10 protein-coding genes are annotated in these 10,333 nt (G+C 67.0%); 3 read left to right on the top strand and 7 right to left on the bottom strand.

Annotated features, from left to right (window positions below; all coding sequences use genetic code 11):
• Positions 1 to 208 precede the first annotated feature (208 nt).
• From B3Z70_RS03055 to B3Z70_RS03040, 4 genes are all read right to left on the bottom strand, one after another.
• Positions 209 to 415: a hypothetical protein gene (locus B3Z70_RS03055; protein ID WP_292024760.1), complete on the bottom strand. Its 207-nt coding sequence runs from the start codon at positions 413 to 415 to the stop codon at positions 209 to 211.
• A gap of 57 nt (positions 416 to 472) precedes the next feature.
• The gene (locus tag B3Z70_RS03050; protein WP_292024758.1) at positions 473 to 763 is read right to left on the bottom strand and encodes a DUF167 domain-containing protein; all 291 of its coding nucleotides are present in this window, start codon (positions 761 to 763) and stop codon (positions 473 to 475) included.
• A gap of 77 nt (positions 764 to 840) precedes the next feature.
• Entirely contained in the window at positions 841 to 1,770 is a 930-nt protein-coding gene (locus B3Z70_RS03045; RefSeq protein WP_292024756.1) for an electron transfer flavoprotein subunit alpha/FixB family protein, read from the bottom strand.
• Between the two features lies 1 nt (position 1,771).
• Positions 1,772 to 2,536, bottom strand: a complete 765-nt coding sequence (locus B3Z70_RS03040) for an electron transfer flavoprotein subunit beta/FixA family protein (protein WP_292024754.1) — start codon at positions 2,534 to 2,536, stop codon at positions 1,772 to 1,774.
• A gap of 117 nt (positions 2,537 to 2,653) precedes the next feature.
• Here B3Z70_RS03040 and B3Z70_RS03035 point away from each other — a divergent pair, with 117 nt between their 5' ends.
• Positions 2,654 to 2,998: a hypothetical protein gene (locus B3Z70_RS03035; protein WP_248120752.1), complete on the top strand. Its 345-nt coding sequence runs from the start codon at positions 2,654 to 2,656 to the stop codon at positions 2,996 to 2,998.
• A 12-nt stretch (positions 2,999 to 3,010) separates the two neighbouring features.
• Here B3Z70_RS03035 and B3Z70_RS03030 read toward each other — a convergent pair whose 3' ends face one another.
• A complete protein-coding gene (locus B3Z70_RS03030; protein ID WP_292024753.1) occupies positions 3,011 to 3,583 on the bottom strand; it encodes a cob(I)yrinic acid a,c-diamide adenosyltransferase in 573 nt (190 codons plus the stop codon).
• Between the two features lie 2 nt (positions 3,584 to 3,585).
• Positions 3,586 to 3,789 (bottom strand): twin transmembrane helix small protein, encoded by a 204-nt coding sequence (locus B3Z70_RS03025; RefSeq protein ID WP_292024750.1) that lies wholly within the window; start codon positions 3,787 to 3,789, stop codon positions 3,586 to 3,588.
• A gap of 157 nt (positions 3,790 to 3,946) precedes the next feature.
• Between B3Z70_RS03025 and B3Z70_RS03020 the strand changes: the two genes are divergently transcribed.
• Together B3Z70_RS03020 and B3Z70_RS03015 are read left to right on the top strand one after the other, a co-directional pair.
• Entirely contained in the window at positions 3,947 to 6,106 is a 2,160-nt protein-coding gene (locus B3Z70_RS03020) for a TonB-dependent receptor domain-containing protein (protein WP_292024749.1), read from the top strand.
• A 100-nt stretch (positions 6,107 to 6,206) separates the two neighbouring features.
• Positions 6,207 to 7,361: a hypothetical protein gene (locus tag B3Z70_RS03015; protein ID WP_292024748.1), complete on the top strand. Its 1,155-nt coding sequence runs from the start codon at positions 6,207 to 6,209 to the stop codon at positions 7,359 to 7,361.
• A gap of 7 nt (positions 7,362 to 7,368) precedes the next feature.
• On the opposite strand, the gene polA is transcribed toward B3Z70_RS03015, so the two are convergent.
• On the bottom strand, positions 7,369 to 10,293 hold the full coding sequence (polA, locus tag B3Z70_RS03010; RefSeq protein WP_292024747.1) for a DNA polymerase I: 2,925 nt from the start codon (positions 10,291 to 10,293) through the stop codon (positions 7,369 to 7,371).
• Between the last annotated feature and the right edge of the window lie 40 nt (positions 10,294 to 10,333).

The raw sequence follows: 10,333 nt of genomic DNA, 5'->3' as shown, positions 1-10,333 counted from the left end.
GAAAGCAAGAAGTTTTTCAACCCTTTCTTCCCCTCGAAAACCCCGGAAAACCAGTCCCCAAGGCCCCGCAGGCCGGCCCGTTTCCGAGCGAGGCAGCCCTATACGGGCAGCCCTTTTTCGCAGCAAGAAGAATCTGGAGAAGCGACGAAGATTCTCACGGATTCGGAATCGGCGAACGTCGCCCTAGACCGCATGACGCCCTTTGGGATCAGGCCCCGCCGAGCCTGGACATCAGTTCGGGGTCTTTTTCGACCAGCGCGACTTCGGCTTCGAACGCCTGCTGCGCCTCCCCTTCTTTGTCGAACAGGGTCGGCGCGTCGGTCCTCAGACTGACGACGGCGAATCCGTCTTCGCGCTGTGCCAGGGTCACGCCGCTGCGGGCGTGAAGGACTCGTGTTTGCGTGAGGTCGGTCATCGGTCGTGTCTCCGCGTTTCTGAGACAACGCGCGTGGGTCCGGAATCGTCGCCTCTGTCAGACGCTGGAGAGCCGCTCTTCGATTCGAGCGAGGAGCGCGGCGTCATCCAGCCCTTCCAGGGCGATCATCTTGAGCCGCGACTGGCCGCCCCGCGTCAGGGCGACGGCTGACTTCGGCAGATCCAGGCCTCTGGCCAGGAATCGGATCAGGGCCTCGTTGGCCTCGCCATCGACGGGTCGCGCACGGACGCGGACCTTGAGAATCCGTCGACCCGACGCATCCACGTCCCAGCCGTCGATTCGGTCCATGGCGGCGCCGGGCTGCAGCTTCACGGCCAGGGTCGCCATTCCATCGCTCCCAGATATGCAAAAGGCGCGACATCGTCTCCGACATCGCGCCCCTCGCAGAGTCTATCGTCCAGGCGTCAGCCCAGGGCGGCCATCAGTTCAGGCACGGCGGTCTTGTAGTCCGCGACCAGACCGTAGTCGGCGACCTGGAAGATCGGCGCGTCGGGGTCCTTGTTGATGGCGACGATGGTCTTGGAGTCCTTCATCCCCGCCAGGTGCTGGATCGCGCCAGAGATGCCCACGGCGATATAGAGCTGGGGCGCGACCACCTTGCCGGTCTGGCCGACCTGATAGTCGTTGGGCGCATAGCCGGCGTCGACGGCGGCGCGCGAGGCGCCGATGGCGGCTCCCAGCTTGTCAGCCAGAGGCTCCATCACGGCGTGGAATTCATCCGCCGAGCCCAGGGCGCGGCCGCCGGAGACGATGATCTTGGCGGCGCCCAGTTCGGGCCGATCCGACTTGACCATCTCCTCGGAGACGAAGGCGGTCTTGGACGCCTCGGCGCCGGCGACGCTCTCCACAGGGGCCGAGCCGCCCTCGGCGGCGGCGGCGAAGGCGGTCGGGCGCACCGTGATCACCTTCCTGGCGTCCGACGACTGGATCGTCTCCAGCGCATTGCCGGCGTAGATCGGCCGGACGAAGGTGTCGGCCGAGACGACTTCGACGATGTCCGAGATCGGCGCGACATCCAGCTTGGCGGCCAGACGCGGGGCGAAGTTCTTTCCGTCCGTGGTCGCAGGCGTCAGGATGGCGTCGTAGCCGTCCGCCAGCGGCAGGACGGTCGCTTCGACCGCCTCGGCCAGCATCTTGCCCAGACCCGCGCTCTCGGCCAGCAGCACCTTGCGCACGCCGGCGATCTTGGCCGCGCTGTCGGCGGCGGCCTGCGCGCCCTGGCCCAGGACCAGAACGTCCACGTCGGACGACAGGCCCAGAGCGGCGGTCACGGTCTTGTTGGTGGTGTCGCGAACGGTCGAACCGTCGTGATCGGCGATGACGAGGACAGCCATATTACAGCGCTCCCGCGGACTTGAGCTTGGAAACCAGTTCGGCGGCGTCGGCCACCTTGACCCCGGCCGACCGCTTGGGCGGCTCGGTGACCTTCACGACCTTCAGACGGTCGGCGACATCGACGCCATAGTCGGCGACCGCCTTGACCGCGATCTCCTTCTTCTTGGCCTTCATGATGTTGGGAAGCGACGCATAGCGCGGCGTGTTCAGACGCAGGTCCACCGTCACCACGGCGGGCAGTTCAGCCGCAACCGTCTGCAGGCCGCCGTCGACTTCGCGCGTCACCGTGGCCTTGCCGCCGTCGATGACCAGCTTGCCGGCGAAGGTGGCCTGGGGCCAGTCCAGCAGGGCGGCCAGCATCTGACCCACCGCATTGTTGTCGCCGTCGATCGACTGTTTGCCCATCAGGACCAGGTCCGGCTTCTCCTCGTCGACCACCGCCTTCAGCAGTTTGGCGACGGCCAGAGGCTCCAGGTCCGTGTCCGACTGAACCAGGATGCCCCGGTCCGCGCCCATGGCCAGGGCCGTGCGGATCGTCTCCTGGGCCTGGGTCACGCCGATGGAGACGACGACGATCTCGTCCGCCGTTCCGGCCGCGTGATGCTCCTTGCCTTCCTTCAGACGAACCGCCTCTTCGACGGCGATCTCGTCGAACGGGTTCATGCTCATTTTGACGTTGGCCAGATCGACGCCCGACTGATCCGCCTTGACGCGGGCCTTGACGTTATAGTCGATCACCCGTTTGACGGGGACGAGTACCTTCATGGGTCTATCCGTGAAATCGCCTGAATGCAGGGGCAAGGACATGGAGCGGTCGCGAAGGCCTGTCAACGTAACGCGGGGTCAAGCTGCGGCTGCGATCCTCACCTAACGGACCACGAGATGAAGCGTTTCCTGACCTTTCCCCGCCTGGCGATGATTTTCTTCGGCCTGTTCGGCGTCGCCATCGTGGGGATTTTCGTGCTGCAGGACTATTGGGTCGCGCCGGGCAAGCGGTGCGAGGCGGCCGGAAAATGGTATGACATGGAAAGCCGCATCTGCGCCCAGCCCATCTCCATCGCCCAGATCACCGGCCGTCCGAACGGCGTGTCGCGCGAGGAGGCCTCGGCCGAGAAGAACCGCGAGCTGGTTCGCATCGAACATGAGCTGGCCGCCGAAAGCCGCGCCCGCGCCGCCGACGCCCAACGGCAGAAGGCGGCCCTGGCCGCTGCAAGACCGGCGGCCTGATCGTAAAAGCCCTCAGCGCGTCGCGCCCGGCTTCCACTTGATGTCGCCGGCGCCATTGGCGTTGGCGCGGCGGGCGGCCACGAACAGATGGTCCGACAGCCGGTTTAGATAGCGGACGGCCGCGCCGTTCACCGCCTCCCCGGCCTCGACCAGCCGCACGGCCTCCCGCTCGGCCCGGCGACAGACGGTGCGCGCCACGTGCAGATGCGCCGACAGCGGCGCCCCGCCCGGCAGGATGAAGCTGTCCAGGGCCTTGAGGCTCTCGTTCATCCAGTCGATTTCCTGCTCCAGCCGCTCGACCTGGCTGTCGATGATCCGCAGCGCCTCCCACGCCGGAGGCGGATCGAGCGGCGTGGCCAGGTCGGCGCCCAGGTCGAACAGCTCGTTCTGGATGCGGCCCAGCATGGCGTCGATCCGGTCGTTCTGACCACTGTTCAGACGCGCGATGCCGATCACGGCGTTCAGCTCGTCCACCGCTCCATAGGCCTCGACCCGGGCGTCGGTCTTGGAGACGGGCGCGCCTGAGGCCAGCCGCGTCTGACCGCCGTCGCCGGTGCGAGTGTAGATCTTGTTCAGCGTCACCATGGTCAGCCTCCCCGCGTCGCCTTCCACATCATGCCGATCACCAGCAGCACCACCGCCACGGCCTGCAGCCCGACGCGCAACCGCATCAGCCGGTTGGAATGGGTCCGCGCATAGGCCCCGCCGCGAAACAGCGAATAGAGACCCAGGCCCAGGGTGATCGTCACGGCGACGATGGCGGCGACGATCAGAAGGTCGAAAATCTGCATGGCCTCGTTCTAGACCCGGATTGCGACCGGGCGCCAGCGCGCGGCGTCGGACCGCGCGCCGATACGGCTCCGCTTGCGACGGATGGGCGCACCCCCCTTGGACGACCTTTGCGAATGCTGTTGAGAGGCGCTCGCAAGTATTAGGGGCTGTTCTATCATGACGATTTCGACCCGCGCACGCCTGCTGGCCGGCGCCTCCCTGGCCTTCTGCCTGACCGCGAACGCCGCCCTGGCCCAGACCGCCCAGCCCTCGACCGCCCAGCCCTCTGAACTGGGCGAGATCGTCGTCACCGCCTCGGGCTTCGAGCAGCGGATCAATCAGGCCCCCGCCTCGATCAGCGTCATTCCCCGCGCCGAGATCGAGGAGGTGCGGGCCGTCTCCATCGCCGAAATCCTGAACAATGTCGAAGGCGTCGACACCGGCGCCGCCGTCGGCAAGTCGGGCGGCCAGACCATCAATATCCGGGGCATGGGGTCGGACTACACCCTGATCCTGATCGACGGCCGCCGCCAGAACACAGCCGGCAGCGTCACGCCCAACGGCTTCGGCGAGACCGCCACCAGCTTCCTGCCGCCCGTCTCGGCCATCGAGCGGGTCGAGGTGGTGCGCGGCCCCGTCTCCACCCTGTACGGGTCCGACGCCATGGGCGGGGTGGTCAACATCATCACCCGCAAGATCGGCGACGCCTGGCACGGATCGGCGACGGCCCATTACACCCTGCAGGGCGACGAGGAGTTCGGCGATATTCGCGGCGGCGACGTCTATCTGGCCGGGCCGCTGGTCGCGGATCGCGTCGGCGTCTCGATCCGGGCGTCGCGCTCGGAGCGGGAGCAGTCCAGACTGACCTATGAGACCGTCGCGGGCGTCCAGACCCCGGTGTCCGGCTTTGGCCGCAGCGCCACGGCCAACCAGATCTGGTCTGCAGGCGGGCGCGTGGCCTTCAACCTGCATCCCGACCACGACCTGTGGATCGACGGCGACGTGAGCCGCCAATGGTATGACAACTCCAAGGGCCAGATGGGCACCGCCACCACCGCCGGCGGCTATGACAAGTTCCTGGAGTTCAACCGCGATCAAATCGCCGTGGCCCACAACTGGCGCCTGCCGTTCGGGGTGCTGGAATCCAACTATTCGGTCGCCAGGACCGAAACCCGTGGCCGGATCATTCCAAACGGCGTCGCCGGCGCCGGCGGCGGCCGCACCTTGGAGAGCGAAAATCGCATCTTCGACACCAAGCTGTTCTCGCAATGGCGCAACCACACCTTCACTGTGGGCGGCCAGCATTGGGACGCCGAAATGACGGACGGCGTGGTGTCCGGCACGTTCAACCACACCCAGTGGGCCGTCTTCGCCGAGGACGAGTGGCGTTTCACCGACAACCTGGCCCTGACGCTGGGGGCGCGGCACGACGACCATTCCACCTTCGGCTCGCACTTCAGTCCGCGCGCCTATCTGGTGTGGAACCCCAGCGCCGTCTGGACCGTGAAGGGCGGCGTCAGCCAGGGCTTCAAGACCCCGCGGCTGGAGCAACTGGCGTCGGGCATCAACGGCTTCGGCGCCCAGGGCCGCCTGCCGCTGCTGGGCAGCCCCGGCCTGATGCCGGAAACCTCGACCTCGACCGAGTTCGCGGTCCTGTACGACGATCACCAGCGGCTGCGCGCCGGCGTGACCGTCTTCCACAACCAGTTCGACGACAAGATCGCCACCGGCGTCCCGATCGCCAACTGCCTGTTCCGCCTGACCCAGGCCCAGTTCGACGCCGGCGGGTATAATAAGTCGGGCTGCTACGACGTGGGTTTCTATACCGCCTACATCTCCACGGTTCCGACCTTCGCCCAGAGCGTCAACGTCGACGAGGCGGTGACGAAGGGCGTCGAGGCCACGGCCCGCTTCCGCTTCGACGACGCCTGGACGCTTCAGGGCAACTACACCTTCACCGACAGCGAACAGAAATCGGGCGCGGCGGCCGGCCAGCCTCTGACCGACACGCCCGAGCATATGCTGAACGCCAATCTGCGCTGGAACGCCACGGATCGCATGAACCTGTGGCTGCGCGGCGAATATCGGTCGTCGCGTTATCGGGGCGTCGGCGACGCCCAGACGGCGCTGGGCGACTACAAGGCCTACAGCCTGTTCCACCTAGGCGGCGCCTATCGGATCGACGACAATCTGACCGTGAACGCCGTGGTCTATAATGTCTTCGACAAGGACTTCGTCAGCCTGCTTCCCTATGGGACGCCTGTGTCCTATGCGCCGGAGTTCGCCAACAACCAGGAGCCGCGCCGCCTGTGGGTCTCCGTCACGGCCGCCTTCTGATCGCGCAATCGCGGGCCGCTTGGGGTCGTCTCGGCGACCCCTGTTCTTTTCCAGGACAACCTAAGCCATTTGGTGACGATTTCGCGTCTAGGGTGATCGCATGACCGATCGCGCCGTCCGCAGTCTGGAACATCTGAAGGGCTCGGCCTCCACGGCGCGGGTGCTGAACCTGCTGCGCGTTTGGGAGGAGAACGGCGACAGCGGCCCCGACGGCGCCGTGCGCAATCCCGAGTGGGCCAGCTTCCCCATCTTCCGCACCTCAGCGCTCAACCGCGCCCTGATCATAAAACACCGTGTGCGGCGCAACGAGATCGACCTGTTCAACGGCCGCCGTCAGGTCGTGACCAAGGTGGTCATCCCTATCGACGACACCGACCTGAAGACCGGCGGCCGCTACGTCTTCGTCAACCAGATCGGCTTCGAGCGGATGATGATGGAGGCGTTCGGGGTTCCAGCGAACCATCCCGACATCGAGACCCTGCGCCTGATCGACAAACTGCCGTCGCTGGATCCCTTCCTGCTGCGCGAACAGCTCCGACGCGGCGGGCTGGACCCCGCGCCCTGCTATTTTTCGATCAGCGAAAGCGATCTTCAGCGGATGCTGGCCTTCGTGCGCAGCGAGATCGAACCGCTGGTCACCCTCAGCCTGGGATCCGACACCGTGGCGGTGAACGCGGACTCGGCCGGTCGGATGGCGGCCAAGATCCTGTCCAACACCCCGGGCGATCAGCTGGACGCCCTGCGACTGACGCTGCGCCTGGCGCCGGAGCAGTATCAGGAAGGCGTTTTCTGCTGGAAAGGCTTCCTCTATTACAAGTGGACGCTGGCGGCCCTGTTGGGCGACGTCGCCAATGTCGCCGAGGCCGTGCGCACCATCCGCCCGATCGGCAAGACCGACCGCGCCGCCAAGGAGTATCTGGCCCGCAGCCGCGACGTTCTGCGCGGCCGCATCATCAAGACCTGCGACGAGGTCAGCCGGACACTTCGCATCTATGACGACGCCTACGCCAAGCTGACCCAGGAAGGCCAACCCACCGCCTTCCGCGACTTTCTTCTGGATGCGCCCTCCATGTTCGCCAAGCTGGGCGACCAGCTGGGCGCCGTGCAGCACATCGTCAGCTACTGGCGCTTCCGCTTCGGCCCCGGCGCCCCGCCGGTCAATGTCGAGGAGCTGATGGACATCTTCATGGACTTCGAAACCGGCCTCCTGGGCCGCGGCGAACTGCCCGACGACATCGGCATGGTCGCCGCCTGACGCCCGGTCAGTGGGCCTCGTCCCAGTTGGGGGCGGCGCGGGCGTCGACGACTAGGGGGACGGTCAGGGCGACGGCGGGTTCGGCGGCGTTCTCCATGATGCGGCGGATCACGGGGATGGCGCGCTCGGCCTCGTCCTGCGGCGCCTCGAACACCAGTTCGTCGTGGACCTGCAACAGCATCCGCGTCTTCAGCCCGGCGTCCACCAAGGCGCCCGGCATGCGGATCATGGCGCGGCGGATGATGTCGGCGGCCGCGCCCTGGATCGGGGCGTTGATGGCCGCGCGCTCGCCGAACTGACGCTCGGCCCCGGACTTGGACAGGATGGCGGGAATGTGGATGCGACGCCCGAAGACGGTCGAGACGAAGCCAGTCTGGCGCACCTCGGCCTTGGTGCGGTCCATATAGTCGCGGATGCCGGGGAAGCGTTCGAAATAGGTCTTGATATAGGCCCCGGCCTCGCCCTGATCGATGCCCAGCTGGTTGGCCAGGCCGAAGGCCGAGATGCCATAGACGATGCCGAAATTGATCGCCTTGGCGCGACGGCGCGTCTCGGACGGCATCCCTTCGACCGGCACGCCGAACATTTCGCTGGCGGTCGCGGCGTGGATGTCCAGCCCGGCCTTGAAGGCGCGTTTCAGCTCGGCGATGTCGCCGATATGGGCCAGCAGGCGCAGCTCGATCTGGCTGTAGTCGGCGCTGATCAGCACATGGCCGGGCGCGGCGATGAAGGCCTGGCGGATTTCGCGCCCCGTCTCGGTGCGGATCGGGATGTTCTGCAGGTTCGGGTCGCTGGACGCCAGACGCCCGGTCGAGGCGGCGGCCAGCTGATAGGAGGTGTGGACCCGATCAGTCCTGGGATCGGCGGCGGCGATCAGGGCGTCGGTATAGGTGCCCTTCAGCTTGGACAGTTGGCGCCAGTCCAGAATGGTGCGCGGCAGCTCGTGGCTGAGGGCCAGCTCCTCCAGCACGCTGGCGTCGGTGCCCCACTGGCCGCTGGCGGTCTTCTTGCCGCCCGGCAGGTTCAACTCGCCGAACAGGATGTCGCCGATCTGGCGCGGCGAGCCGATGTTGAAGGGCCGGCCGGCGATCCGTTCGGCCTCGGCTTCCAGCTCGGCCATGCGCAGGCCGAACTCGCTGGACAGACGTTTCAGTCGCTCGGGATCGATGCGGACGCCCGCCGTCTCCATGTCGGCCAGCACGGTCGGCATCCCCCGCTCCAGCGTCTCATAGACGGTGGACAGGCCCTCGCGCGCCAGGCGCGGTTTCAGGATGCGCCACAGCCGCAGCGTCACGTCGGCGTCCTCGGCGGCGTATTCCGAGGCGGGTCTCAGGGCGACGTGCTTGAACGACTTCTGGCTCTTGCCCGTCCCGGCCACCGACTTGAACGGGATCGGATCGTGGCCGAGATGCAGCCGCGCCAGTTCGTCCATGCCGTGACCGTGCAGACCGCCCTCCAGCACATAGGAGATCAGCATGGTGTCGTCATAGGGCGCGACGCGGATGCCCCGGCGCGCCATGACGGCGATGTCGTATTTGGCGTTCTGCAACACCTTCAGGACAGACGGGTCTTCCAGCAGGGTCTTCAGCCTGGCCAGGGTCGTGGGCTTGTCCAGCTGATGGATCGGCTCGCGCGGCTCGGCTGCGTCGCCGAACAGGCCGCCCTCGCCCGCCTGCGGCTCATGCTCGTGCGTCAGGGGAATGTAGCAGGCTTCGTTCGGCCCGATGGCCAGGGACACGCCGCACAGGCCGGCGTGGGTCGCGGACAGGGCGTCGGTCTCGGTGTCGAAACCGACCACCCCGACCTCGGTCGCCCGCGCGATCCAGCGGTCCAGCGCCTCCTCGGTCTGGATGCATTCATAGGCGGCGTGATCGAAGCTTTGGACCTCCACCGGGCCCTCCACCACCTGGCCGTAGCGCGGCGTGGCGACCGGCGCCGACAGGGTGGGCGCGCGTTTGGGCGCAAAGGCCGAAACGTCGCTGGGGCCCGCCTTGCCGTCGCCGACCCGGCGTTGCAGCGAACGGAACTCCATCGCTTCCAGGAAGGCCGACAGGATCGCGGGATCGGGATCGCGCACGGCGAAATCGTCGATGGCTTCCGGCGCCGGGGCGTCGCAGGTCAGCCGCACCAGATCGCGCGACAGGCGGATCTGATCGGCGAAATCGATCAGGGTCTGGCGGCGTTTGGGCTGTTTGATCTCGCCCGCGCGAGCCAGCAGGGTGTCCAGGTCGCCGTATTCATCCAGCAACTGGGCCGCCGTCTTCGGCCCGATGCCCGGCGCGCCCGGCACATTGTCGACGCTGTCGCCGATCAGGGCCTGAAGATCGACCATCTTTTCGGGCCCGACGCCGAACTTTTCGAACACCTCCGGCTCGGCCAGACGCCGGTCCTTCATCGGGTCCCACATCACCACGCCGCCGCCGATCAGCTGCATCAGGTCCTTGTCGGACGAGACGATCACCGCCTCCCCGCCCGCATCGCGCGCCTTGCAGGCGTAGGTGGCGATCAGGTCGTCGGCCTCGTAGCCGGGCAGTTCGACGCAATGCACCCCGAACGCCGCCGTCGCCTCGCGCACCAGCGGGAACTGGGGCACCAGATCCTCGGGCGGCGGCGGGCGGTGGGCCTTGTACTGGTCGTACAGGGTGTTGCGGAACGTCTTTTCCGAATGATCGAAGATGGCGACCAGATGGGTGGGGCCATCCGCACCCTTCATGTCCTTCAGCAGCTTCCACAACATGTTGCAGTAGCCCTGGACCGCGCCGACCGGCAGGCCGTCCGACTTGCGCGTCAACGGCGGCAGGGCGTGATAGGCGCGGAAGATGTAGGCCGAGGCGTCGATCATCCACAGCCGCAGCGCGGGGCCGTCCTGCGTCAGGGGGCGGTCGGCGGGGTCGGCGTCGGCGGCGGGAAGGTCGGTGGAGGCGTCGGACATGGGGCGAACATAGGATGCGCCCTCGCCGCCGTCATGTCTG

The organism is Brevundimonas sp. UBA6550, assembly GCF_002434505.1.
Lineage (GTDB): Bacteria > Pseudomonadota > Alphaproteobacteria > Caulobacterales > Caulobacteraceae > Brevundimonas.
Note: the sequence above shows the minus strand (reverse complement) of the source record. Positions and strands in the feature narration are given on the sequence as shown.

Bases quoted from the DNA above. Each gene is read 5' to 3' on its own strand.
- B3Z70_RS03020 (WP_292024749.1), top strand. From the start codon at position 3,947: ATGACGATTTCGACCCGCGCACGCCTGCTGGCCGGCGCCTCCCTGGCC.
- polA (WP_292024747.1), bottom strand. From the start codon at position 10,293: ATGTCCGACGCCTCCACCGACCTTCCCGCCGCCGACGCCGACCCCGCC.
- B3Z70_RS03045 (WP_292024756.1), bottom strand. From the start codon at position 1,770: ATGGCTGTCCTCGTCATCGCCGATCACGACGGTTCGACCGTTCGCGAC.
- B3Z70_RS03035 (WP_248120752.1), top strand. From the start codon at position 2,654: ATGAAGCGTTTCCTGACCTTTCCCCGCCTGGCGATGATTTTCTTCGGC.
- B3Z70_RS03025 (WP_292024750.1), bottom strand. From the start codon at position 3,789: ATGCAGATTTTCGACCTTCTGATCGTCGCCGCCATCGTCGCCGTGACG.
- B3Z70_RS03040 (WP_292024754.1), bottom strand. From the start codon at position 2,536: ATGAAGGTACTCGTCCCCGTCAAACGGGTGATCGACTATAACGTCAAG.
- B3Z70_RS03050 (WP_292024758.1), bottom strand. From the start codon at position 763: ATGGCGACCCTGGCCGTGAAGCTGCAGCCCGGCGCCGCCATGGACCGA.
- B3Z70_RS03030 (WP_292024753.1), bottom strand. From the start codon at position 3,583: ATGGTGACGCTGAACAAGATCTACACTCGCACCGGCGACGGCGGTCAG.
- B3Z70_RS03055 (WP_292024760.1), bottom strand. From the start codon at position 415: ATGACCGACCTCACGCAAACACGAGTCCTTCACGCCCGCAGCGGCGTG.
- B3Z70_RS03015 (WP_292024748.1), top strand. From the start codon at position 6,207: ATGACCGATCGCGCCGTCCGCAGTCTGGAACATCTGAAGGGCTCGGCC.